The following is a 22,120-nucleotide window of genomic DNA, read 5'->3' on the forward strand; positions in this document are numbered from 1 at the left end:
CTACCTCCCCAGATACACTTCGACCACGCGCGGGTCGGCCTGGACGTGGTCGATGCTGCCTTCTGACAGCATGGTCCCCTCGTGCAGCACGGTGACGCGGCAGCCCAGCGCGCGCACGAAATCCAGGTCGTGCTCCACCACCACCACGGAGCGTTCCCCCGCGATGCCGACGAGGAGGCGCGCCGTTTCCGCCGTCTCGTGGTCGGTCATGCCGGCCACAGGCTCGTCCACCAGCACGAGCTTCGGGTCCTGCATCAACAGCATGCCGATCTCCAGCCATTGCCGCTGCCCGTGCGACAGCCGCCCGGCCGGATCGCTGGCGCGCTCGGCGAGGCCGACCTGTTCGGCCGTCCTCTCGATGGCGGAGCGCGCCGCGCCGGAAAGCCGCCAGCGCAGGCACGCGACCGGGCCGCGCGGCGCCTTGAGCGCCAGTTCCAGGTTCTCGAAGACGGTCAAGGCGTCGAACACGGTCGGCTTCTGGAACTTCCGCCCGATGCCGAGATTGGCGATAACGCTCTCCTCCATCCGGGTCAGGTCGTGCCCATCGAAGCGCGCGATGCCGGAGACCGGCCGGGTCTTGCCGGTGATGACGTCCATCATCGTCGTCTTGCCGGCGCCATTGGGGCCGATTACCGCCCGCAGTTCCCCAGGCGCGACCAGGAGGGACAGGGTGTTCAGCGCCCGGAACCCGTCGAAGACCACGGTGACGCCGTCGAGGTAGAGCCCTTCCCCGGTCATCGCCGCAGCATCCCTACCAGGCCGCGCGGCATCAGCAGCGGCACGGCGATGAACAGCACGCCCAGCACGATCAGCCACAGATCGGGAGCGAAGGAGGTCAACCAGGTCTTCAGCGCGTTGACCGAGAAGGCCCCCAGCACCGCGCCCACCAGCGTGCCCCGCCCGCCGAAGGCCACCCAGACCACCGCCTCGATGCTGTTGGCCGGCGAGAACTCGCCCGGATTGATGATGCCGACGAGGGGCACGTAGAGCGCCCCGGCCAGCCCCGCCATCATCGCCGACAGCACGAAGACGAAAAGCTTGTGCCGCAGCGTGTCGTAGCCGAGGAAGCGCACCCGGCTTTCCGCGTCGCGGATCGCGGCCAGGACGCGGCCGAACTTGGTGCGCGTCATCGCCGCCGAGAGGAGGAAGCATCCCACCAGCGCCGCCAGCGCCGCGAAGTACAGGACCGAGCGCGCGAAGGGCGTGTTGAGCGGCATGCCCACCAGCTCCTTGAAGTCGGTGAAGCCGTTATTGCCGCCAAACCCCATGTCGTTGCGGAAGAAGGCGAGCATGAGCGCGTAGGTCATCGCCTGGGTGATGATGGACAGGTAGACGCCGGTGATGCGCGACCGGAAGGCGAGGTAGCCGACGGCGAAGGCCAGCAGGCCCGGCACCAGCAGCGCCATCAGCAGGGCGAAGGGGAAGTGCCCGAACCCCCACCAGAACCAGGGCAGTTCCTGGTAGCCCAGGAACACCATGAAGTCCGGCAGGACCGGATGACCATAGGTGCCGCGCGGCCCGATCAGCCGCATCAGGTGCATGCCGATCGCGTATCCGCCGAGCGCGAAGAACGCCCCGTGGCCCAAGGATAGGATGCCCGCATAGCCCCAAGCCAGGTCCAGCGCGAGGGCGAGGATCGCGTAGCACAGCCACTTCCCCGCCACGCTGACCACGAAGTCGGAGACGCGGATCGGATGACCCTCGGGCAAGAGGTTCAGCAGCGGAAGCAGCGCCAGCAGCGCCACGATCCCCGGGAGGAGGAAGCGCCTCACGACTCCGCCGCCCTCCCCTTCAAGGCAAAGAGGCCCTTGGGCCGACGCTGGATGAACAGCATGATGCCCACCAGCACGGCGACCTTGGCGAGCACGGCGCCGGCCCAAGGCTCCAGCAGCTTGTTCATCACGCCCAGGGTGAAGGCGCCGATCAGCGTGCCGAGCAACGAGCCGACGCCGCCGAACACCACCACCATGAAGCTGTCGATGATGTAGCCCGTGCCCAGATTGGGCGAGACATTGTCGATCTGCGACAGCGCCACCCCCGCCAGCCCGGCAATGCCGGAGCCGAAGGCGAAGGTCAGCGCATCCACCCGTCCCGTGCGGATGCCCATGGTCGCGGCGATGCGGCGATTTTGCACCACGGCGCGCATCTCCAGCCCGAAGCGGGTCAGGCGCATCGCGGCGAAGGTGCAAGCCAGCACCGCCAGGGAAAAAAGGATGATCCAGGCACGGTTCTGCGTCACCGTCACGTCGAAGGGCAGGGCCAGCGTGCCCTGCATCCATGGCGGCGAGATCACCTCGCGGTTCTGCGCGCCGAAGACGAGCCGCACCACCTGCTGCAACACCATGCCGACGCCAAAGGTCAGCAGCAGCGTTTCCAGCGGGCGGCCGTAGAGATGGCGGATCAACCCGCGCTCCATCGCCGCGCCGACCGCCGCCGTCACCAGGAAGGCGGCGGGGATGGCCAGCGGCAGGGACCAGGGGGCCAGGGTAGGGCTTGCGCGCAACGCTTCCTGCACCACCACGGTCGTGTAGGCGCCGAGCATCACGAACTCGCCATGTGCCATGTTGATGACGCCCATCACCCCGAAGGTGACAGCCAGCCCCAGCGCCGCGAGCAGCAGAACGGATCCGAGCGACAGGCCCTGGAACGCGGTCTCGGCCGCGTGGCGCAGGGCGAGGCGGCGGTCGATCGCCGCCACCGCCGCATCCACCGCCGGTGCCAGCTCCTCGTCGGTGCCAAGCGCCGACAGCAGCACCGCACGCGCTTCGGGCGAAGCAGTGGCGCCAAGCGCCGCTACACCCTCGCGTCGCACCGCCGGGTCGGATGAGCCCAGCCGCGCGGCGCCCAGCGCCAAATCCATGCGATCGCGGATGCGCGGGACGGACTCCCGCGCCAGCGCCGTCTCCAGCAGCGGGATGTCCTCGGCCGAGCGGGCGCGCAGCAGCCCGTCCGCGGCGACCAGCCGCTCCGCCGGATCGGGCGAGACAAGCTGCAACCGGCCCAGCGCCCCGCGTAGGGCCACGCGCACGCGGTTGTTGATGCGGATGACCTCCGGCCCCGAAGGCGTCGCGCCATTGGGCGCCACACGGACACCGCCGCCCTCGGCGCGCATCAGGCGGGATTCGGACAGGGCGCGTAGCAGCGGCAGGGCGCGCGGGTCGCCCAGCGAACCCAGGCGCTCCACCGCCTCGGCCTGCTGCGCGAAGCCCCCGGCCAGGCCGGACACGAGCGCATCGAAATCCTGCGCCCGTGCCGGCAAGGCCGCGAGCAGCAGGAGGAGAAGCAACCAACGGATCAAGCGATTCATCCCAGGAAAGGGTCTGGGCGCCGGGGATGCCGGCGCCCGGGATGCGCTCAGCCGCGGCGGCGATTCGCGTTCTCGGGGATGAAGGGCGACCAGTTCTCCGCCGCGATGGCCGTGGGCGTCTTGGAGACGATGCTGAACTGCCCGTCCGCCTGGATCTCGCCGATCATCACCGGCTTGGTCAGGTGGTGGTTCGCCTTCATCTCGCTCTCATAGCCTGAGGGGGCGGCGACCTTCTGGCCGATCATGGCGGTGCGGACGGCGTCGACGGAGGTGGTGCCGGCCTTTGCCACGGCCTGGGCCCACATCTTGAAGCCGATCAGCGTCGCTTCCATCGGGTCGTTGGTCACGCGGCGCGGGTTCTTGATATAGTTGCGCCACATGCCGACGAAGTCGCGATTGGCCGGCGCGTCCACGGACATGAAGTAGTTCCAAGCCGCCAGGTGGCCGACCAGAGGCCGCGTGTCGATGCCCGCCAGCTCCTCCTCGCCGACCGAGAAGGCGACGCAGGGAATGTCCTCGGCCTTGATGCCCTGGTTGCCCAGCTCCCGGTAGAAGGGGACGTTGGCGTCGCCGTTGATCGTGCTGACGATGGCGGTCTTCTTGCCCTCGCCCGCGAAGCGCTTCACCCGCGCGACAATGCCCTGCCAGTCGCTATGCCCGAAGGGGGTATATTCCTCCATGATGTCGGCATTGGTGATGCCCTTCGAGTTGAGGAAGCCGCGCAGGATGCGGTTCGTGGTGCGTGGATACACGTAGTCTGTGCCAAGCAGGACGATGCGCTGCGCCTCGCCGCCATCCGGCCCCAGCAGGTATTCGACGGCGGGGATGGCTTGCTGGTTCGGCGCGGCGCCGGTGTAGAAGATGTTGCGGCTTTCCTCCTCTCCTTCGTACTGGACCGGGTAGAAGAGCAGGCCGTTCAGTTCCTCGTAGACCGGCAGCACCGACTTGCGGGACACGCTGGTCCAGCATCCGAAGCTGACATCCACGCGATGCACCTGCAGCAGCTCGCGCGCCTTCTCGGCGAAGAGGGGCCAGTTGGAGGCGGGGTCCACCACCACGGCCTCGAGGCGACGGCCGCCGATGCCGCCCTGGCTGTTCTGCCACTCCAACATCATCAGCACCGTGTCGCGCAGCGCCGTCTCGCTGATCGCCATGGTGCCGGACAGGGAATGCAGCACGCCGACCTTGATCGGTGCACCCTGCGCAAAGGCCGGGGTGGCCAGGGGAAGGGTGCCGAGGCCCAGCAAGGCAGCGCGGCGGGAAATCCTGAGGTTCATGCTTGCTCTCCTCGGGCGCTCGATCCGGCGCCTCCGTCGCATCTTGCGGGGCAGCGCTGGGCGGCGAGAGACCTGAATCCAGTCCGGAATAGCCACCGCGCCGGCGTCCTGCCCAGTTTCATGGCAACATGTTAGCGCACCGCCCGCGAAACGGGCGCGTTGCGTGCGACCACCGTTCTGCGAAGCTTCCGCGCGTGACCACCCTGCCCTTTCGCCACCAGCGCGCCGATGGCGGCGTTTCCGCCCGCTTCGCCGCCGCGCCGGCCGGAGCGCGGCCGGAAGTGCTGGCGCAATCCGCGCCGCTGCGCCTCCTCCTCCCCGACGCGGAACCGGGCGAGTGCAGCATCGCCGCGCTGCTCAACACGGGCGGCGGCTTGGCGGGCGGCGATGCAGTGCGCGTCGCGCTGACCCTGGCGCCGGGCGCCCGTCTGACCCTTGCCACCGCGGCGGCGGAGAAGGTGTATCGCTCGCTCGGCCCCGCCACGCGGGTCGAGAACCACCTGGAAGCAGGGGACGGAGCGGCGCTGGAATGGATCCCGCAGGAGACGATCCTGTTCGACGGCGCCTCGCTGCAGCGACGCACGGAGATCGCCCTCGCCGCGACGTCGCGCCTTCTGGCGCTGGAGATGCTGGTCTTCGGCCGCGCCGCGGGCGGCGAGGTCATCCGCCGCCTGCACCTGCGCGACACATGGCGCCTGCGCCGCGACGGCCGCCTGCTCTGGGCCGAGGCGCTCCGCCTCGACGGACCGGACCGCCTCGCTGACCCGCTCGGCTTCGGGGGCGCGGGCGCGATGGCGACACTGCTCCTCGCCGGGCCCGGGGCGGAGTCCCTTCTGCCAACGCTGCGCGAATCCCTGCCCGACGGGGTGCGCGCCGGTGCGACCAAGCCCGCTCCGGGACTGGTGCTCGCGCGCTTCCTGGGAGAGGCGGGCGCGGTGCGTGCCGCGATTGCAGGCATCCTGCCGATGCTGCGTGCAGAGTTGCTCGGCCAGCCGCACACCCTGCCGCGGCTGTGGACGAACTGACCGCTCCCGGTTCAGGATGCGCCGATGCATTTGACCCCGCGCGAGAAGGACAAGCTGCTGGTCGCCATGGCGGCGCAGGTGGCGCACCGCCGGCTGGAACGCGGCGTGAAGCTCAATCATCCCGAGGCCATCGCGCTCATCACCGACTTCGTGGTGGAGGGCGCGCGCGACGGGCGAAGCGTGGCCGACCTCATGCGCGCGGGGGGCGAGGTGCTGCGGCGGGAACAGGTGATGGAAGGCGTGGCGGAGATGATCGGCGAGATCCAGGTCGAAGCGACCTTTCCCGACGGCACCAAGCTCGTCACCGTGCACCACCCCATCCGATGATCCCCGGCGAGATCATCCCCGCCCCCGGCGAGATTGAGTTGAATGCCGGGCGCGACGCGATGGAGATGGAGGTCGCCAATACCGGCGACCGGCCGATCCAGATCGGCAGCCACTACCATTTCGCCGAGACCAACCCCGCGCTGCGCTTCGACCGGGCAGCCGCGCGCGGCAGGCGGCTCGACATCCCCGCCGGCACGGCGACGCGGTTCGAGCCGGGGCAGACGCGCCGCGTGCGACTCATTTCCTTTGGCGGCGCGGGCATCGTCCACGGCTTCCGCGGCGAGACGGAAGGGAAAGTCTGACGTGCCCACCCGCCTCTCCCGCCCCGCCTATGCCGGCATGTACGGCCCCACCACCGGCGACCGCGTGCGCCTCGCCGACACCGACCTGTTCATCGAGGTGGAGCGCGACCTCACCACCCATGGCGAGGAGGTGAAGTTCGGCGGTGGCAAGGTGATCCGTGACGGGATGGGCCAGTCGCAGCGCAGCCGCGCCGAAGGCGCGATGGACACGGTGATCACCAACGCGCTGATCTTGGACCATGCAGGGATCTGGAAGGCCGATGTCGGCCTGCGCGACGGGCGCATCGCCGCCATCGGCAAGGCTGGCAATCCGGACACCCAGCCCGGCGTGGACATCGTGATCGGCCCGGGCACCGAGATCATCGCGGGCGAGGGCAGGATCCTGACCGCGGGCGGCATCGACCCGCACATCCACTTCATCTGCCCGCAGCAGATCGAGGAGGCGCTGGCCAGCGGCATCACCACGATGTTCGGCGGCGGCACCGGCCCGGCGCATGGCACGCTCGCCACCACCTGCACGCCCGGCGAGTTCCACCTCGCCCGCATGCTCCAGGCGGCCGAGAGCTTCCCGATGAATCTCGGCTTCCTCGGCAAAGGCAACGCGGCCCTGCCCGGTGCGCTGGAGGAACAGGCGCTGGCCGGGGCCTGCGGCTTCAAGCTGCACGAGGATTGGGGCACGACCCCCAAGGCGATCGACACCTGCCTGCGCCTCGCGGATGAGTACGACATCCAGGTGGCGATCCACACCGACACGCTGAACGAGAGCGGATTCGTGGAGGAAACGATCCGCGCCATCGCGGGCCGCACCATCCAGGCCTTCCACACGGAAGGCGCGGGCGGCGGCCATGCGCCGGACATCCTGCGCGTCGTCGGCCTGCCCAACCTGCTGCCCAGCAGCACCAATCCCACCATGCCCTACACGGTGAACACGGCGGATGAGCATCTCGACATGCTCATGGTCTGCCATCACCTCGACCCGAAGATCCCCGAGGACATCGCCTTCGCCGAAAGCCGCATCCGGCGCGAGACTATCGCGGCGGAGGACATCCTGCACGACATGGGCGCCATCTCCATGATGTCGTCCGACAGCCAGGCGATGGGCCGCGTGGGCGAGGTGATCATCCGCACCTGGCAGACCGCGCACAAGATGAAGGCGCAGCGCGGCCGCCTGCCGGAGGAGACGGGCGACAACGACAATTTCCGCGCCCGCCGCTACATCGCCAAGTACACGATCAACCCCGCCATTGCGCAGGGCGTCAGCGAGCACGTGGGCAGCGTGGCGGTCGGCAAGCTGGCGGACCTCGTGCTGTGGTCGCCCGCCTTCTTCGGCGTGAAGCCGGAGATGGTGCTGAAATGCGGCACCATCGCCATGGCGCCGATGGGCGACCCCAACGCCTCCATCCCCACGCCGCAGCCCGTTCATTACCGCCCCATGTTCGGCGGCTTCGGCAAGGCGATGGTGGCGAGCGCGGTCACCTTCACCTCCGCCGCCGCGCTGCTGGACCGCGGCATCGGCGGCCGGCTGGGGTTGGAGCGCCCGCTGCTGCCGGTGCGCAACACGCGCGGCGGCATCGGCAAGCGCGACATGGTGCTGAACGACGCGCTGCCCGTGGTGGAGGTGGACCCCGAAACCTACGAGGTGCGCGCAGACGGCGCCCTGCTGACCTGTGAACCGGCTTCCGTCCTGCCCATGGCCCAGAGGTATTTCCTGTTCTGATGACCGACACGCTTCCCCGCGCCACGCGCGTGCTTCCCGGCGGCGCCGGCACCCCGGCCGACACGGTGACGCTCGACTTCGACGACCGCTTCCGCCGTCGCAAGCGATACGTCGCCGATGGCGGCCTCGCCTTCCTGCTGGACCTGCCGGAGGCCACCGTGCTGCGCCAGGGCGACGGGCTGCTGCTGGAGGACAGGCGCGTGGTCGCCGTGCAGGCCGCGCCGGAAACCCTGCTGGAGGTCACGGCCGGCGAGGCGATCGGCCTCCCGCGCCTCGCCTGGCATCTGGGCAACCGGCACCTGCCGGCGGAGATCGACGGCGCGCGCATCCTGATCCGCCGCGACCATGTGATAGAGGAGATGCTGCGCGGCCTGGGCGCGGGGCTGCGCGAGGTCCTGGCGCCCTTCAACCCGGAAGGCGGCGCCTATGGCGAGCACAACCGCCAGCCCAGCCACCCGCATGGCCACCACGCGCACGACCACGATCACGCGCATGATCACGACCATGGGCACGGCCATCACCACCACCATCACTGACGGCGCCCTGTCGCGCCTCCTTGCCTGGTGCTCCCCCGCCTACCCTGTGGGCGGCTTCTCCTACAGCCACGGCATCGAGGCGGCGGTGGAGCATGGGCTATGCGAGAAGCGCGAAGGGCTCGTGTGCTACATCGAGACGGCGCTGCGCGACGGGGCCGGGGCGGTGGACGGGCCGATCCTCGCTGCGTGTCATCGCGCCGCCGAGGCGGGAGACGACCCGGCACTGGATGCGGCGGCGGAGCTGGCCGCCGCCTTTCGCGGCACGGCGGAGCTGTCGCTGGAATCCCTGCAGCAGGGCGGCTCCTTCGCCTCGGTGACGCAATCGGCTTGGCCCGACCCGCGCTTCGCGGCCTTCGCGGCGCGGCACAAGGGGCGGCTCGCCCATGCCGCCGCCTTCGGCGCCGCCGCGGGCTTCCAGGCCGTGCCGCTCCATGCCGCGCTCTTCGCCTTCCTGTCGGGCTTCGCGGCCAATCTCGTTTCCGCCGGCGTGCGCCTCGTGCCCCTTGGCCAGACGGATGGCCAGCTGGCCACCGCCGCGCTGCTGCCCGCCATCCAGGACGCGGTGGCGCATGCGCTGGAGACCCCGGCCGAGGACGCCGCCACCGCCTCCCCCATGCTCGACTGGCTCAGCATGGCCCACGAAACCCAGTACACGAGGCTTTTCCGCTCATGAGCATCTCCGACCCGACGCTCCGGGATTTTATCAGCCGGGGGGGCAACGGACCCTTCCGCGTCGGCGTCGGCGGCCCTGTCGGCTCCGGAAAGACCGCCCTGGTGGAGCGGCTGTGCCGCCACCTGCGCGCGTCGCGCGACATCGCCGCCATCACCAACGACATCTACACCCGCGAGGACGCGGAGTTCCTCACCCGCGCCGGCGCCCTGCCGCCCGAGCGCATCATGGGGGTGGAGACGGGCGGCTGCCCGCACACCGCCATCCGAGAGGACGCCTCCATCAACCTCGCCGCGGTCGCGGAGATGAATGCGCGCTTCCCGGACCTCGAGGTGCTGTTCATCGAGAGCGGCGGCGACAACCTCGCCGCCACCTTCAGCCCGGAACTGGCCGACCTGACGATCTACGTCATCGACGTGTCGGCGGGGGACAAGATCCCGCGCAAGGGCGGGCCGGGCATCACCCGCTCCGACCTGCTGGTCATCAACAAGACCGACCTCGCGCCGCTCGTGGGCGCCGACCTCGGCGTCATGGACCGCGACGCGCGCAAGATGCGCGGCAGCCGACCCTTCATCTTCACCAACCTCAAGGCCGAGCAGGGGGTGAAGGAGATCGCCGACTTCGTGCTGCAGCAGGGCGGCATCGCGGCCTGACGGGATGACCGAGGCGGCGCTGGTCATGGCCGGCGGCGCGGCGGGGGCGTGCTTGCGCTTCTGGCTGATCGCGGCCGTGACGCGCCGCGCGGGCGACGGCTTCCCATGGGGCACGCTCGCGGTGAACGTCTCGGGCTCCTTCGCCATCGGCCTCGCCTCCGTGCTCCCCTTCGCGTCGTCGCAAGGGATGGATGGCGCGGCGCTGGCGTGGCTGGCGATCGTGACCGGGGGGCTGGGCTCCTACACCACCGTCTCGTCGTTCAGCCTCAACACGCTGGCGCTGCTCCACCTGGGCGCGCATGGGCGAGCCTTCGCCAATATCGCCGCCTCCGCGGGGCTGTGCCTGGGGGCGTTGCTGGCCGGGCAGTTCCTTGGCGGATGGCTCCGATGAGGATCTACCTGGCCGTGGCGTCGGGCGGGGCTCTGGGATCGCTGGCGCGCTATGGCACCTCGCTCGCCGGGGTCACCCTGCTGGGGCCGGCCTTTCCATGGGGCACGCTGGCGGTGAACGTCGTCGGCTCTTGGCTGATCGCCTTCTTCGCCGCATCGGGCGGGCGCATCGCGGCCAGGGAGGATGCGCGGCACTTCGTAATGGCGGGGTTCTGCGGCGGCTTCACCACCTTCTCGGTGTTCAGCCTGGAGGCGGTCCAGATGGCGCAGGCCGGGTCGGTCGCGCGGGCGGCCGCCTATGTCGTCCTATCGGCCGCTGCCTGGATCGGCGCAGCCTGGGCCGGTCATGCGATGGCAGTGCGCCTCAGCCGGCGCGGCTGACGGGGCGGCGCGAAGCCGCCCCGCCGCGCCCATCACTTCAGACCGGCGCAGAAGCGCTGGATGCGCGTGCAGGCCTCGCGCAGGCTCTCATCATCCGTCGCGTAGCTGATGCGGAAGTGCCCAGGAAACATGAAGGCGGAGCCGTGCACCGCCGCCACGCCCTGCTCCTCCAGCAGCGCGGAGACGAACTCCTCGTCCGTTTCGATCCGCTTGCCGCCCTCGGTGGTCTTGCCAAGGCAGCCGTGGATGTCGGGGTAGACGTAGAAGGCGCCCTCCGGCTTGGCGCAGCGCACGCCGGGGGCCTGGTTCAGCATCTCCACCACCATGTCGCGGCGGCGCTTGAAGACACCGTTCATCGCGTTCACGGATTCCTGCGGGCCGTTCAGCGCCTCGACCGCCGCCGCCTGGGAGATGGAGGAGGTGTTGCTGGTGCTCTGCCCCTGCAGCTTGTCCATCGCCTTGATCAGCGCGACGGGCGCACCCGCGAAGCCGATGCGCCAGCCCGTCATGGCGTAGCCCTTGGAGCACCCGTTCATCGTGATGGTGCGGTCCTTCAGGCGCGGCTCCACCTGCACGATCGTTGCGGGCTTGAAGCCGTCATAGGCCAGCTTCTCGTAGATGTCGTCGGTGAAGATCCACACGTCCGGGTGGCGCAGCAGCACCTCCGTGATGGGCTTCAGCTCCTCGGCGGAATAGGCGGCGCCGGTCGGGTTGCAGGGGTTGTTCAGGATGAACCACTTGGTGCGCGGCGTGATCGCGGCCTCAAGCTGCTCGGCCGTGATCTTGAAGCCCTGGTTCTGCCCGCAGGGCACGATCACCGGCACCCCCTCGGCGAGCTGCACGATGTCCGGGTAGGACACCCAGCACGGCGCCGGGATGATCGCCTCGTCGCCCTTGTCGATCGTCGCCATCAGGGCGTTGAAGATCACCTGCTTGCCGCCGGTGGTGACGATGATCTCCTCCGGCGTGTAGTCCAGGCCGCTGTCGCGCTTGAACTTGGCGCAGACCGCCTTGCGCAGCTCCATCGTGCCGGCGACGTCGGTGTACTTCGTCTCGCCGCGCTGGATGGCGGCGATGGCGGCGTCCTTGATGTTCTGCGGCGTGTCGAAATCCGGCTCACCCACCGAAAGGCTGATGACGTTCTTCCCGGCTGCCTTCAGCGCCCGCGCCTTGGCGGTGATCTGGATGGTCTGGGAAGGGGAGATGCGGTCGAGCCGCTCGGCGGTGAGTTGCATGGAAGGGCCGTGTCCTTGGGCAGGCTTCGGAAAACCGCCGCGGACCCTACGCCCGCCTGCGGAACCATGCAAACCCGGCCAGCAGCAGCCCAGCGATGCCAAGGGTGACGACCGCGAGCGCGTTCGCCTCCGGCGTCATGCCCAGGCGCAGCTGGCTGAACAGGAAGACCGGCAGCGTCGTCCCCCCCGGCCCAGAGACGAAGGAGGCCAGCACCACGTCGTCCAGCGACAGCACGAAGGCCAGCGTCCAGGCGGCGCCGAGGCCGGGCGCCAGCATGGGTAGGGTGACGGTCCGCAGCACGGCGAGGCGCGAGGCCCCAAGCCCCATCGCCGCCTCCTCCAGCCGCGGGTCCAGCGCTGCGATGCGCGACTGGATCAGCACCCCGGCATAGGCGGCGCCCAGGCTGGCATGGGCCACGAGCACCGTTCCCGCCCCGCGCTGCGCCGGCCAACCGAACAGTGTCTGCATGCCCACGAAAACCAGCAGGAGCGCGAGACCGGTCACCACCTCCGGCAGCACGAGGGGCGCCCCGGCCAGCGCACCGAAAAGGGCGCGCCCACGGAACGGGCCATGCCGCGCCAGCACCCATCCCAGCACCCCGCCCAGGAGCGTCGCCAAAGTGGCCGAGGCGGCAGCGATGCGGACCGACAGCCAAGCCGCCTCCAGCACGCGCTCATTCCCCGCCAGGGCAACGAACCAGCGCAGGGAGAGGCCGCCCCACTCGAAAGGCTCGCGCGAGGCGGAGAAGGCGTAGAGCGCCAGGAGCACCACCGGTGCCCACAGGAACAGGACGCCCAGGACCAGCAGGATGCGGGTCACCGGCGCACCGAGAGCCGTTGCTGCACCGCCAGAGGCAGGGCGAGCAGCGCGAGCAAGGCGGTGGCCAGCACGGCGGCGAGCGGCCAGTCGCGGGTCTGGAAGAACTCGGCCCAGATGGCGCGGCCCAGCAGCACCGCATCCGGTGCGCCGAGCAACTCCGGGATCACCACCTCCCCCATCGCCGGGATGAAGACGAGCAGAAAGGAGGCCAGCGCGGCGGGGGCGGCGAGCGGCAGGGTGACGCTGCGGAACACGGTGAAGGGCGAGGCGCCGAGATCGGCGGCCGCCTCCTCCAGCGCCGTGTCGCGCCGGGCCAGGGCAGCCCAGAGCGGCAGCACCGCGAAGGGCAGGTAGGAGTGCACCATGCCGACCAGCAGCGCCGCATCCGTGTAGAGAAGCCGCAGCGGCTCAAGGCCGAGATGACCGAGCATCCGGTTCACCCATCCCGCATCGCGCAGCGTCCCGACCCAGGCCGCCATCCGCAGCACGAAGCCGCACAGGAAGGGCGCGAGGACGAGGCCAAGCCAGAGCGGCTGGCGGCGCGCAGGCATGCGTGCAATGCCGAGCGCCATGGCGAAGCCCAGCACGAGGCAGCACAGCGCCGTGATGCCCGCGAGGCGCAGCGAGCGCAGCGCCGCGCCGAGGTAGTAGTCGTCCTCCAGCAGCAGCGCCCAGGATTCCAGGCTGCCCTGCCAGCCCTCCGCGCCCCAGGGCAAGCGGACGGGCGGGATGCCGGGCTGCGCGGTGCCGAAGCCCATCGTCGCCACGACGGCCAGCGGCAGGGCCACCAGCAGCGCCAGCCAGATCCAGGCCAGAGCGCGGATCAGGTGGCGAGCGGCACGAGGTCGTCCGCCTCCCATTGCATTTCCACTGCCTCGCCCGGCACAGGGGCGCGGGCGGCAACGGGGAGGAGGATGCGCAGCGCCATGCCATCCTCGAGCCGCGCCAGCACGAGCACGTCGGCGCCGCGGAACGCCACCTCCTCCACGCGGGCCGGGCGGCCGCCGGGGGCGATGCGGATGCGTTCGGGCCGCAGCGCGAAGCCGCCGCCCGGCCCGTCCAGCAGGTTGGCGGCGCCGAGGAAGCGCGCGACCTCGCGCGTCGCCGGGCGCTCGTAGAGTTCGCGTGGCGGGGCGACCTGGGCGATGCGGCCGGCGTGGAGCACGGCGACGCGGTCGGCGAGCGACAGCGCCTCGGCCTGGTCATGCGTCACCATCACGAAGGCACTGCCGGTGCGGCGCTGGATGGCGCGCAGCTCGAAACCCGTGCGCTCGCGCAGATTGGCGTCCAGCGCAGCCAGAGGCTCGTCCAGCAGAACCAGGGTCGGGCGGCGGGCCAGGGCGCGGGCCAGGGCGACGCGCTGTGCTTGACCGCCCGACAATTGGTGCGGCCGCCGCCGCTCCAGCCCCGCGAGGCCAAGCATCTCCACCAGCTCGGCGACGCGCGGCCCGGGCGCCTCGCCCTTGCGGCGCAGACCGTAGGCGATGTTCTCGAACACCGTCATGTGCGGAAACAGCGCGTAGCTCTGGAACATCATCGCGACGTCGCGCTTCTGCGGCGGCAGGGCGGTGATGTCGGTGCCGCGCAGGAGGACGTGGCCGGAATCCGGGCGCTCGAACCCGGCCACGGCGCGCAGCAGCGTGGACTTGCCGCTGCCCGACCCGCCGAGCAGCGCCAGGAACTCCCCTTCCCCCACTTCGAGATCAAGCGCGTCCAATGCCGTGGCTGCGCCGAAGCGCTTGGAAACGCCCTGGAGCGAAAGCAGGCTCAACGCCCCGCCCTGAACCGCGCCCAGAGCCGCGCCCGCGCCCGCTCTCCCGCCTGGGCCGGCGTGCCGGCGATGAAGGAGCGCTCAATCACTTCGGGCGGCGGAAAGACGCTCGGATCGTCGCGCACCGCCTCGGGCAGCAGGGGGCGCGATTCCGGCACGGCGTTGGCGAAGCGCACCTGGCGCGTGATGCCCGCCATCACGTCAGGGCGTAGGAGGAAGTCGATGAAGGCGTGCGCCGCGTCCGGGTTCGGCGCGTCGGCCGGGATCGCCAGCATGTCGAACCAGAGCTGCGCGCCCTCGCGCGGGGCGACGTACTGCACCGAAAAGGGTCGCTGCGCCTCGCGCGCCCGCGCCGCCGCCTGGATCACGTCGCCCGAATAGGTGAAGGCGGCGCAGATCTCGCCATTGGCCAGCGCCTCGATCAGCGCCGGCGGCGAGGGGATGGAGCGCAGATGCGGGCGGATCGCCAGCAAGGCGCGCTGCGCGGCCTCCAGGTCGGCGGGATCGGTGCTGTCCGGATGGCGGCCCAGGTGGCGCAGCACCGAAGGCAGCACGTCCACCGCGCTGTCCATCACCGCCACGCCGCAGCGCGCGATGCGGCGGATGTTGTCGGGATTCAGCAGCAGGTCGAGGCTCTCCAGCGGCGCCTCGGGCCAGAGGGAGCGGATGCGCTCGGGATTCAGTCCCAACCCCACCGTGCCCCACAGGTAGATCACGCCGTGCCGGTTGCCCGGGTCCACCTCGGCGACGCGGCGCATCAGCACGGGATCGAGGCCGCGCGCATGGGGGATGCGCGCCATGTCCAGCGGCCGTAGCGCCCCGGCCCGCAGCAAGCGCTTGAAGGACGGCTCGCTGGTCGGGACCACGATATCGTAGCCGGAACGCCCGGTGGAGAGCTTGCCCTCCAGCGTTTCCAGCGTGTCGTACACGTCGTAGCGCACGCGGATGCCGGTTTCGCGCGTGAAGCGCTCCACCGCCGCGGGGTCGATGTAGTCGGCCCAGTTATAGACGTTCAGCACGGGCTGCGCCCGCGCCGGCAGCGCGGCGAGGATCAGGATCAGGGCGAGGAAGTGGCGGCGCATCGCGGTGTCCCTCCGGCGGGCCACGCTTCATGGATGATCGCGCGCAGCCTCGCAACCTTGCCAGTTTTTCCTTGACGTTTCTGTTTTGTTCGCGCATACGGGCCGGGCCAAGGGGCATGCTGCGTCCAGCGCGCCGCCCCGGCATCCCCGCACCTCTCCATCCGCACCCAGCCAACCGCCCGCGCATGCGCCGGCGGCAGGAGACGCTCGTCCATGCCCTTCTCCGCCTCCGCCCTCATCCCGCTGCTGCAGAACAGCGACTTCACCCTCTGGCTCTACCGCTCGCCCGACCTGAAGGCAGAGGTGGCGGCGGCGGGCTACTTCAACCCGGCCTCCGGCCGGCTCCGCGTCGGCGGCCTGATGCTGCTGCAGTCGGGCGATGCCATGGCGATCCTGCCCGTGCGCTCCAACGCCGCCACCGGGCCGGGCGTGACGCTGGACGGCGCGGTGACGCCCATCGCCATCACCCGCGCCATCGCGCAATCCTTCCGCATCACCCAGGTCGCCTCGGCCGTCGTGCGGACGGTGGTGCTGGCGCCGATCATGACAGGCATCGTCGTCGGCAGCTCCATCCCAGTGGAGGCGAAGGTGACCGGGCCGGTCAGCCAGGTGGTGGTGACGCTGCGCGACAGCGCCGGCCGCGTCGTGCCCCCGGCGCAGACGGTGAATGTCGAGCAGGGCTACGCCCTCGCCACCCTGCCGACGCCGCCAGTCGGCACAGGCTACCGCATCCGCGTGGAAGACACGCTGGATGGCTCCGTTTCCGCCACCAGCCCCGCCTTCACCATCCTGCCCGACCTGCGCCTCGTGCTGACGGAAAGCGCGGCACGCCTCGCGCTCGAGGAAGGGGGGACGCTGCTGCAGGAGTGACGACGCGCGACTGCTCTTCCCTTTCGCATCGACCGGACGGAGATCCATGCCCGACCTCAAGATCAGCGAACTCCCCGCCGCCAACAGCCTTGCCGACACGGACATCGCGCCCCTGGTCCAGAACCAGGGCAGCCTTGCGACACGCCGCGCGACGCTCTCCCAGCTTCGCGGCGCCATGCTGCGCGAGCGCGGCGTGCATATCCGCGACTTCGGTGCGGTGGGCGACGGCGTGGCCGATGACGGGCCGGCGCTGCAGGCCGCGATCAACGCGCTGTCCCCCAATGGCGGCGTCGTGCATCTCGGGGCCCGCACCTATCGCATCGGCACGGCGGTGACGGTGAGCAGCCACGCCGTCCGCATCGAGGGCCAGGGCTTCACCGAGGGCGGCAATCCAGGCGAGGGAACCTGGCTCACCTGCGCCAACCCGGCGATCTTTCCCCTCACCTTCTCCGGCGCCGCCGCGCGCGGCTCCGTCGTCCGCAACCTCGCGGTGCGGGAGGCCCATGGCGCCTCGCAGAACACGAGCTGGCAGCCCACCGCCTACCAATGGTTCTTCCGAGTGCTGGATTGCTATGGCGGCGTGGATTTCGAGGATCTGCTGCTGTCCGGCGTCCATCGCGGCTTCCTGGTCCGCAACTCGGGCCGCACCGCCTTCCGCCGCATCCGTGGCCAGGTCTTCTCCACCGGCATCGAGATGGACGAGGTCTACGACGTCGCGCGGATCACCGGCGTGCATTTCTGGCCCTTCTGGTCGACGAACGACAACGTGGTACGCTGGCAGCAGCTCAACGGCGACGCGATGGTGTTCCGGCGGGTGGATGGCGTCTTCGTGGACCAGTCCTTCGTGCTCGGCTACCGATCCATGTTCCGCTTCTCCTCCTCGGCGGCCGGGGTCACGCAGAAATTCTCCATCGGCCAGGCCTATGCCGATTTCGTGCGCCATGGGCTGTGGGTCGAGGCGGCGGGCACGGATGGTCAGGTCGACTCCATGTCCGTGCAGTGCGAGCGCTTCAACGCCAGCGGCGCCACCCTGCCCGGCTCGGTCGGCATCCTCCTGGGCGCCCATTCCTCCCGCGTGCAGATCGGCCAGCTGCGGGTGGATGATTGCGAGGACAATGCGATCCGCGTGGAGGGCCATTCCAACCGGCTCGACATCGGCTCGCTGCGCGTTGTCCACTTCAACCAGCGCAACAGCGGCGCGGCCGCCTGCCACCTCGCCCACGCCGCGACGGGCGTGCCGAACCGCGTCCTCCTCGCCACCGCGCCCCTGCTGGAAGGCACGACGAATGCCGGGCTGCTGGTGAATGCCGGCACCAACGGCACGGTCGGCGGGCAGATGGCAGCCGGCGCCGCCGCCGCGCCGGGGCTCGCGGTCGGCACGTCGGATACCGGCCTGTTCCAGCCGGGCACGGGCGGCCTCGCCGCCTCGGCCGCGGGGGCGGAAGTCATGCGCCTTGCCGCCGGGACGGCCACGCTGGGCGGTCCCCTCGGGGCGCATGCCTTCGAGGTGACGACGCCGGCCGATGCGGTGAACCGCCCGCGCGCGGTGGGCGCCGCCGCGGGCCAGGGCGTTTCCATCCAGGCCAGCGGCAGCGACGCCAACCTCAACCTCGCTCTCGATGCGAAGGGCGGCGGTTCGCTCGTCCTGCGGACCGGCGGCGGGGTGCAGGCGCAGATCGCCCACACGGCCGGCGCGGTGAACCAGGTGGGCATCAGCGGCGGCGCGACCGGCGGCGCGGCCAAGGTCTCGGCGACCGGGGCGGATGCCAATGTCGCCCTCGTCCTGTCGCCCAAGGGAACGGGCGCGCTGCTGGCCCAGGCGCCGGATGGCGGCGCGGATGGCGGCGCGGCCCGGGGCGCCAATGCGGTGGACTGGCGGCAATCGCGCAACGCCGCCGCCCAGGTGGCGAGTGGCGCCGGCGCGGTGATCGCCGGCGGGATGGGCAACACCGCGAGCGGCAACCACAGCTGGGTGCCGGGCGACACCCGTGCGTCCACCCGGGGCCATCTCGGGCGCGGCGCGTGGAGTTCCGGCTTCTTCGCGGTCCAGGGCGACAGCCAAGCCGGGGAGTTCGTGCTCCGCGCCGTGACCAGCGACGCGACGCCGGTGCGCCTCACCGCCGATGGCGCCGCACCCGGCGCGGCGAACACGGTCAACCTTCCGAACAACGGCGGATACCGGCTCAAGGTCCTGGTGGGCAGCTTCCAGACGGGCGGGACCGGCGGCGCATGGGACATCGCAAGCTGGGAGATGGACCTGCACATCAAGCGCGGCACCATCAACACCGCGTATGTGGGGGGCTACTCCTCCGGTCCCTCCGGCAATGCGGCGATCGCCTCCGGCGCATCCATCGCCCCCGGCATCGCGGATCCCCCCGCCGCCGCGCTCCGGGTTTCCGTCGCCGCCGACAGCACCAATGGCGGCCTCGCCCTCACCGCGATCGGCGAGGCCGGGAAGACGATCCGCTGGGTCGCCCGGGTCCTCGCCGTCGAGGTGACGTCCTGAACCGCTTGCCGTGAGGAGAACCGACATGGCCTTCCATCTGCCCATCGAACTCGACAACACGGGGGTGGCAGCCAGCTACTGGCGCATCACCCATGTCCAGCTGGACCGCGCCGCAGGCGTCGTGGAAGCGGTGATGCACGGCTTCCGCGACGCCGAGGCGCGCGAAGGCGGCAAGGCGCCGCTGCAGCGTCTGGGCTTCCGCCTCGAACTGGAGGCGATGGACGACCCCTGCACCCTCGCCCTGGAGGACCTGTACCGCGCCATCCGCGCCATCCCCGCCGCGGATGGCAACGCACCGATCTTCGCCGACGCCACCGACATCTGAGGAGCCGAGCCGCATGAGCAACCTGACCGACCACGCCAAGAACATCCTCACCCGCGCCCTGTGCGGGCGCTCCCCTACGCTGCCGGGTGCGGTCTACCTTGCCCTCGGCACAGGGGGCAGCGCAGCCACCGGGCTGACGGGCGAGGCGGTGGGCAATGGCTATGCCCGCCAGCGCGTCGTCTTCACCGGCACCGGGTCGCAGCTGAACGCGGAGGCGGCGCGCTTCACCTTCACCGCGGCCGCCGGCACCTATACCCAGGTGGGGCTGTTCGACGCCCTGGCGGGCGGCAATCCGCTCACCGTCTCGGCGCTCGTCCAGGCGGCGCCGGTCGCGGGGCCGGGCACGGTGACGATCAACCCGGGGAGCTTCACCGTCTCCGGCGCATGACGGCCCCGCCCGGGCGGCATTCCCCGCCGGGGCGATCTTGCCTCCAGGGAGGCTAAGTGGGACTGCGCGGGTTGAAACAGGCCCCTTGCAGCACCTAGCTTCACCCTGAATAACAGGAGCACCTTCCCGGTGGCACCACGGGACGCGATTCGGCCCGCCTTGCGCGACGCTATGATGACCGACCCCTGCATCGGCTGCGGCGGTCGCCTGGCCGGGCTGTGCCAGCCCCTGGACACGAGCGCCCTGGACGAGATCTCCTCGGAAAGCGAGCGCGTCACGCAATCCGCCCGCACGGTGCTGTTCCGCGAGGGCGATCCGGCGGTGCGTGCCTTCTCCATCGGCGCGGGCATCGTGAAGCTGTCGCGCCTTCTGTCCGACGGCAAGCAGCAGGTGGTCGGGTTCCGCTTCGCCGGCGACATCGTCGGCTACGGCACCGGCAAGACCTACCCTTACGATGCGGAATTGCTCACCGGCGCGTCCTTCTGCCGCATCGAGCGCAGCCGCCTCGATACGCTGCTGCGCCGGCACCCGGTGATGGAGCGTCGCCTGCTGGACATGTGCCTGCAGGAACTGGCGGCAACGCAAGATCAGCTGGTGACGGTGGGGCGCCGCTCCGCCGAGGCGCGCGTCGCCTCCTTCCTGCTGGGGCTGGAGGAGGCCTATCGGCGACGCGGCGCGGTGCCAGACCCGCTGCCCATGCCGATGACGCGCTCCGACATCGGCGACTTCCTCGGGCTGACGCTGGAAACCGTGAGCCGCAGTCTCAGCCACTTCAAGAAGCAGAAATGGATCGAGGAGCCGGCGCACCAGAAGCTGCGCCTCTCCGACCGCGCCATGCTCACCGAGCTGGCGGAGGGGATGGTCCAGGATCTGTGACCATCCCCGGCCCGGTCAGGCCGCCTTTGCGGCTTCCGGGTTCACCGCGGTCTCCGCGAGGCGAGTCAGCAGCTCATCGGTCTGCTTCTCCTCCTCGAGGTTCTGCTGGAGCAGGTCGGTGATCTCGCTCTTGCCGGCGGCGTTGGCCCAGGCGATCAGCGTGCCGTAGCGGGCGATCTCGTAATGCTCGACGCATTGCGCCGCCGCCAAGAGGCCCGCGTCGCGCACCGGGCTCGGCTCCGGCGCTTCCTCCATCAGTTCGGAGGCTTCCTCCAGGATGCCGTTCATCGCTTCGCAGGTGACGCCCTGGGCGCGCTTGCCCAGGATCTCGAAAACCTGCTGCAGTCGCTCGATCTGCGTCTGCGTCTGCTCGCGATGCAGGGTGAAGGCCTGCTTCAGCTCGGGGTGCTGCGCCGCGCGGGCCTGCTTGTTCAGCGCCTTCAGGATCTGACGCTCGGCGTAGTAGATGTCCTTGAGGGTATCGAGAAACAGCTTGTCGAGATTCATGGTTGCCATGGAAATCCTCCTGATCGGCGGCTTGGGAACGCTCAGGCGGCGCGCGCGTCGCGCCGGCCTTCGCGCAAGGCGTTCACGGCACGGATGGCGGCGACCTGGCCGGGGCGGAGGTGCCGTCCCTGCACCGCGTCGCGCCGGATCGGGCCGCAGGGAACGTGGCGGTCATTGTCCCAGCCCGCGTAGTCCATGATCGGATAGACGCAGATCCCCTCCACCGGCACGCCGGCGGCGAGGGCCCTGCCCACCTCCTCCGCCACATAGGCCATCCAGGCATCGCCGCGCGGTTCCTCGGCGCCGGTCTCGGCCAGCATCAGTGGCCTGCCGAAGCGCGCATGGGCGTCGGCCAGCAGACCGGCGAGGCGGCGGAAGCGCCCATCGTCCAGCCAGATCTGCGGTCCGCCCCAGACCCACTGGTTGTGCGGGTAATGGTTGAAGCCCACCACGTCCACGCTGTCGCGATCCTCGGCGAGGAGCCAATCCACCACCTCGAAGGATCCCTCGTTGTGGCCATGGGCGAGGCGCGCGGATTCCGGGTCGCCCACCTCGGGCACCACGTTGATCAGGGGTTCGGCGACCACCACCGGCTCGCGCGCACCGGCACGGCGCAACTCCTCGATCACCGCCAAGTGGGCGCGGAAGAGCTGGCGCTTGAGGTCGTAGCCACGGCCTTCCAGCCAGGGCTCGAAGTGGCCCATGTCGCCGCCGGCCCAGGCCCAGAACGACATCTCGTTCACCGGCACCCAGCCGCCCACGGGCGCGCCTTCCGCGCGCAGCATCCGCACCGCCGCGCGGGCAAGGCGGGCGACGCGGCCGGGGAACTCGGGCGACATGACATCCAGCCCCTCGGGCACGCCCCAGTGGCAGATGTCCCAGATCACCTCCACCCCGGCATCACGGGCGGCATGGACGATGGGCAATGCGGAGGACCAGTCGAACCTGCCCTCCTCCCGCTCGATCAGGTGCCAGCGCAATGCCTCGCGCGTCGTTGCGATCCCCATCTCCCGCATCAGGGCATAGTCCCGCCGGGCATGGAGGTCGTGCGCCGAGGAGGCGATCGTGTCCACCCGCCGGCGGTCCCGCCGCCGGTGGGTGGAGCCTTCAAATCCGCCCAGGGCAAAGGAGCGGAATCGGCAAGCCGTCACTCAG

The 22,120-nt window shown here is 70.5% G+C and carries 25 protein-coding genes; 14 read left to right on the forward strand and 11 right to left on the reverse strand.

Translation table 11 applies throughout. The annotated features are described in order from the left end of the window. The 4 genes from urtD to urtA are packed head-to-tail and all read right to left on the reverse strand — an operon-like array spanning window position 1 to window position 4,584. Window positions 1-738 (reverse strand): urea ABC transporter ATP-binding protein UrtD, encoded by a 738-nt coding sequence (gene urtD / locus OF850_RS11840; RefSeq protein WP_301590339.1) that lies wholly within the window; start codon window positions 736-738, stop codon window positions 1-3. Next, on the reverse strand, window positions 735-1,772 hold the full coding sequence (gene urtC / locus OF850_RS11845; RefSeq protein WP_301590340.1) for an urea ABC transporter permease subunit UrtC: 1,038 nt from the start codon (window positions 1,770-1,772) through the stop codon (window positions 735-737). The genes urtD and urtC overlap by 4 nt, the downstream gene beginning before the upstream one ends. Then, window positions 1,769-3,307, reverse strand: a complete 1,539-nt coding sequence (gene urtB / locus OF850_RS11850; protein WP_301590341.1) for an urea ABC transporter permease subunit UrtB — start codon at window positions 3,305-3,307, stop codon at window positions 1,769-1,771. Before urtB ends, urtC begins: the two co-directional genes overlap by 4 nt. 47 nt (window positions 3,308-3,354) lie before the next feature. After that, window positions 3,355-4,584, reverse strand: coding sequence for an urea ABC transporter substrate-binding protein (gene urtA, locus OF850_RS11855; RefSeq protein WP_301590342.1), 1,230 nt, complete (start codon window positions 4,582-4,584; stop codon window positions 3,355-3,357). 194 nt (window positions 4,585-4,778) lie between these two features. Between urtA and OF850_RS11860 the strand changes: the two genes are divergently transcribed. The 9 genes from OF850_RS11860 to OF850_RS11900 are packed head-to-tail and all read left to right on the forward strand — an operon-like array spanning window position 4,779 to window position 10,585. Further along, window positions 4,779-5,609 (forward strand): urease accessory protein UreD, encoded by an 831-nt coding sequence (locus tag OF850_RS11860; protein WP_301590343.1) that lies wholly within the window; start codon window positions 4,779-4,781, stop codon window positions 5,607-5,609. A gap of 24 nt (window positions 5,610-5,633) precedes the next feature. Further along, window positions 5,634-5,936 (forward strand): urease subunit gamma, encoded by a 303-nt coding sequence (locus tag OF850_RS11865; protein WP_301590344.1) that lies wholly within the window; start codon window positions 5,634-5,636, stop codon window positions 5,934-5,936. Further along, window positions 5,933-6,238, forward strand: coding sequence for an urease subunit beta (locus OF850_RS11870; protein ID WP_301590345.1), 306 nt, complete (start codon window positions 5,933-5,935; stop codon window positions 6,236-6,238). The genes OF850_RS11865 and OF850_RS11870 overlap by 4 nt, the downstream gene beginning before the upstream one ends. 37 nt (window positions 6,239-6,275) lie before the next feature. Then, window positions 6,276-7,955 (forward strand): urease subunit alpha, encoded by a 1,680-nt coding sequence (gene ureC, locus OF850_RS11875; RefSeq protein WP_408906471.1) that lies wholly within the window; start codon window positions 6,276-6,278, stop codon window positions 7,953-7,955. Further along, a complete protein-coding gene (locus OF850_RS11880; RefSeq protein ID WP_301590347.1) occupies window positions 7,955-8,491 on the forward strand; it encodes an urease accessory protein UreE in 537 nt (178 codons plus the stop codon). Before ureC ends, OF850_RS11880 begins: the two co-directional genes overlap by 1 nt. Then, complete coding sequence (locus tag OF850_RS11885) at window positions 8,448-9,164, forward strand: urease accessory protein UreF (protein WP_301590348.1); 717 nt, start codon at window positions 8,448-8,450, stop codon at window positions 9,162-9,164. The genes OF850_RS11880 and OF850_RS11885 overlap by 44 nt, the downstream gene beginning before the upstream one ends. Further along, window positions 9,161-9,814: an urease accessory protein UreG gene (ureG, locus tag OF850_RS11890; protein ID WP_301590350.1), complete on the forward strand. Its 654-nt coding sequence runs from the start codon at window positions 9,161-9,163 to the stop codon at window positions 9,812-9,814. The genes OF850_RS11885 and ureG overlap by 4 nt, the downstream gene beginning before the upstream one ends. Window positions 9,815-9,818: 4 nt before the next feature. After that, window positions 9,819-10,205, forward strand: a complete 387-nt coding sequence (locus tag OF850_RS11895) for a fluoride efflux transporter FluC (protein ID WP_301590352.1) — start codon at window positions 9,819-9,821, stop codon at window positions 10,203-10,205. Then, complete coding sequence (locus tag OF850_RS11900; RefSeq protein ID WP_301590353.1) at window positions 10,202-10,585, forward strand: fluoride efflux transporter FluC; 384 nt, start codon at window positions 10,202-10,204, stop codon at window positions 10,583-10,585. The genes OF850_RS11895 and OF850_RS11900 overlap by 4 nt, the downstream gene beginning before the upstream one ends. Window positions 10,586-10,617: 32 nt before the next feature. On the opposite strand, the gene OF850_RS11905 is transcribed toward OF850_RS11900, so the two are convergent. Genes OF850_RS11905 through OF850_RS11925 form a run of 5 tightly spaced genes read right to left on the reverse strand, consistent with a single transcriptional unit; the run spans window position 10,618 to window position 15,493 of the window. Then, window positions 10,618-11,820, reverse strand: a complete 1,203-nt coding sequence (locus OF850_RS11905) for a pyridoxal phosphate-dependent aminotransferase (protein WP_301590354.1) — start codon at window positions 11,818-11,820, stop codon at window positions 10,618-10,620. A 46-nt stretch (window positions 11,821-11,866) separates the two neighbouring features. Next, a complete protein-coding gene (locus OF850_RS11910; protein ID WP_301590355.1) occupies window positions 11,867-12,640 on the reverse strand; it encodes an ABC transporter permease in 774 nt (257 codons plus the stop codon). Then, on the reverse strand, window positions 12,637-13,500 hold the full coding sequence (locus OF850_RS11915; protein ID WP_301590356.1) for an ABC transporter permease: 864 nt from the start codon (window positions 13,498-13,500) through the stop codon (window positions 12,637-12,639). The genes OF850_RS11910 and OF850_RS11915 overlap by 4 nt, the downstream gene beginning before the upstream one ends. Continuing rightward, window positions 13,464-14,411 (reverse strand): ABC transporter ATP-binding protein, encoded by a 948-nt coding sequence (locus OF850_RS11920; protein ID WP_301590357.1) that lies wholly within the window; start codon window positions 14,409-14,411, stop codon window positions 13,464-13,466. The genes OF850_RS11915 and OF850_RS11920 overlap by 37 nt, the downstream gene beginning before the upstream one ends. After that, window positions 14,408-15,493: an extracellular solute-binding protein gene (locus tag OF850_RS11925; protein ID WP_301590358.1), complete on the reverse strand. Its 1,086-nt coding sequence runs from the start codon at window positions 15,491-15,493 to the stop codon at window positions 14,408-14,410. The genes OF850_RS11920 and OF850_RS11925 overlap by 4 nt, the downstream gene beginning before the upstream one ends. 213 nt (window positions 15,494-15,706) lie before the next feature. Between OF850_RS11925 and OF850_RS11930 the strand changes: the two genes are divergently transcribed. The 5 genes from OF850_RS11930 (at window position 15,707) to OF850_RS11950 (ending at window position 20,458) form a co-directional block, all read left to right on the forward strand. Then, window positions 15,707-16,363 carry a hypothetical protein gene (locus OF850_RS11930; RefSeq protein WP_301590359.1) on the forward strand — a complete coding sequence of 219 codons (657 nt, stop codon included), beginning with the start codon at window positions 15,707-15,709 and terminating at the stop codon, window positions 16,361-16,363. A 46-nt stretch (window positions 16,364-16,409) separates the two neighbouring features. Then, window positions 16,410-18,869 carry a glycosyl hydrolase family 28-related protein gene (locus OF850_RS11935; protein ID WP_301590360.1) on the forward strand — a complete coding sequence of 820 codons (2,460 nt, stop codon included), beginning with the start codon at window positions 16,410-16,412 and terminating at the stop codon, window positions 18,867-18,869. A 25-nt stretch (window positions 18,870-18,894) separates the two neighbouring features. After that, the gene (locus OF850_RS11940; protein ID WP_301590361.1) at window positions 18,895-19,194 is read left to right on the forward strand and encodes a hypothetical protein; all 300 of its coding nucleotides are present in this window, start codon (window positions 18,895-18,897) and stop codon (window positions 19,192-19,194) included. Window positions 19,195-19,207: 13 nt separating this feature from the next. Further along, on the forward strand, window positions 19,208-19,582 hold the full coding sequence (locus OF850_RS11945; protein WP_301590362.1) for a phage tail fiber protein: 375 nt from the start codon (window positions 19,208-19,210) through the stop codon (window positions 19,580-19,582). A 129-nt stretch (window positions 19,583-19,711) separates the two neighbouring features. Beyond that, entirely contained in the window at window positions 19,712-20,458 is a 747-nt protein-coding gene (locus tag OF850_RS11950) for a Crp/Fnr family transcriptional regulator (protein ID WP_301590363.1), read from the forward strand. Window positions 20,459-20,473: 15 nt separating this feature from the next. Here the strand turns inward: OF850_RS11950 and OF850_RS11955 are convergent, their stop codons facing one another. Further along, entirely contained in the window at window positions 20,474-20,974 is a 501-nt protein-coding gene (locus tag OF850_RS11955; RefSeq protein WP_301590364.1) for a YciE/YciF ferroxidase family protein, read from the reverse strand. A gap of 32 nt (window positions 20,975-21,006) precedes the next feature. After that, on the reverse strand, window positions 21,007-22,116 hold the full coding sequence (locus OF850_RS11960) for a beta-glucosidase (protein ID WP_301590365.1): 1,110 nt from the start codon (window positions 22,114-22,116) through the stop codon (window positions 21,007-21,009). Window positions 22,117-22,120: the final 4 nt, after the last annotated feature.

The sequence above is a fragment of the Sabulicella glaciei genome, from assembly GCF_026183895.1.
GTDB classification, from domain to species: domain Bacteria; phylum Pseudomonadota; class Alphaproteobacteria; order Acetobacterales; family Acetobacteraceae; genus Roseococcus; species Roseococcus glaciei.

Bases quoted from the DNA above. Each gene is read 5' to 3' on its own strand.
- urtD (WP_301590339.1), bottom strand. From the start codon at position 738: ATGACCGGGGAAGGGCTCTACCTCGACGGCGTCACCGTGGTCTTCGAC.
- urtB (WP_301590341.1), bottom strand. From the start codon at position 3,307: ATGAATCGCTTGATCCGTTGGTTGCTTCTCCTCCTGCTGCTCGCGGCC.
- urtA (WP_301590342.1), bottom strand. From the start codon at position 4,584: ATGAACCTCAGGATTTCCCGCCGCGCTGCCTTGCTGGGCCTCGGCACC.
- OF850_RS11865 (WP_301590344.1), top strand. From the start codon at position 5,634: ATGCATTTGACCCCGCGCGAGAAGGACAAGCTGCTGGTCGCCATGGCG.
- OF850_RS11870 (WP_301590345.1), top strand. From the start codon at position 5,933: ATGATCCCCGGCGAGATCATCCCCGCCCCCGGCGAGATTGAGTTGAAT.
- ureC (WP_408906471.1), top strand. From the start codon at position 6,276: ATGTACGGCCCCACCACCGGCGACCGCGTGCGCCTCGCCGACACCGAC.
- OF850_RS11880 (WP_301590347.1), top strand. From the start codon at position 7,955: ATGACCGACACGCTTCCCCGCGCCACGCGCGTGCTTCCCGGCGGCGCC.
- OF850_RS11885 (WP_301590348.1), top strand. From the start codon at position 8,448: ATGATCACGACCATGGGCACGGCCATCACCACCACCATCACTGACGGC.
- ureG (WP_301590350.1), top strand. From the start codon at position 9,161: ATGAGCATCTCCGACCCGACGCTCCGGGATTTTATCAGCCGGGGGGGC.
- OF850_RS11895 (WP_301590352.1), top strand. From the start codon at position 9,819: ATGACCGAGGCGGCGCTGGTCATGGCCGGCGGCGCGGCGGGGGCGTGC.
- OF850_RS11900 (WP_301590353.1), top strand. From the start codon at position 10,202: ATGAGGATCTACCTGGCCGTGGCGTCGGGCGGGGCTCTGGGATCGCTG.
- OF850_RS11905 (WP_301590354.1), bottom strand. From the start codon at position 11,820: ATGCAACTCACCGCCGAGCGGCTCGACCGCATCTCCCCTTCCCAGACC.
- OF850_RS11915 (WP_301590356.1), bottom strand. From the start codon at position 13,500: ATGGGAGGCGGACGACCTCGTGCCGCTCGCCACCTGATCCGCGCTCTG.
- OF850_RS11925 (WP_301590358.1), bottom strand. From the start codon at position 15,493: ATGCGCCGCCACTTCCTCGCCCTGATCCTGATCCTCGCCGCGCTGCCG.
- OF850_RS11930 (WP_301590359.1), top strand. From the start codon at position 15,707: ATGCCCTTCTCCGCCTCCGCCCTCATCCCGCTGCTGCAGAACAGCGAC.
- OF850_RS11935 (WP_301590360.1), top strand. From the start codon at position 16,410: ATGCCCGACCTCAAGATCAGCGAACTCCCCGCCGCCAACAGCCTTGCC.
- OF850_RS11940 (WP_301590361.1), top strand. From the start codon at position 18,895: ATGGCCTTCCATCTGCCCATCGAACTCGACAACACGGGGGTGGCAGCC.
- OF850_RS11945 (WP_301590362.1), top strand. From the start codon at position 19,208: ATGAGCAACCTGACCGACCACGCCAAGAACATCCTCACCCGCGCCCTG.
- OF850_RS11955 (WP_301590364.1), bottom strand. From the start codon at position 20,974: ATGGCAACCATGAATCTCGACAAGCTGTTTCTCGATACCCTCAAGGAC.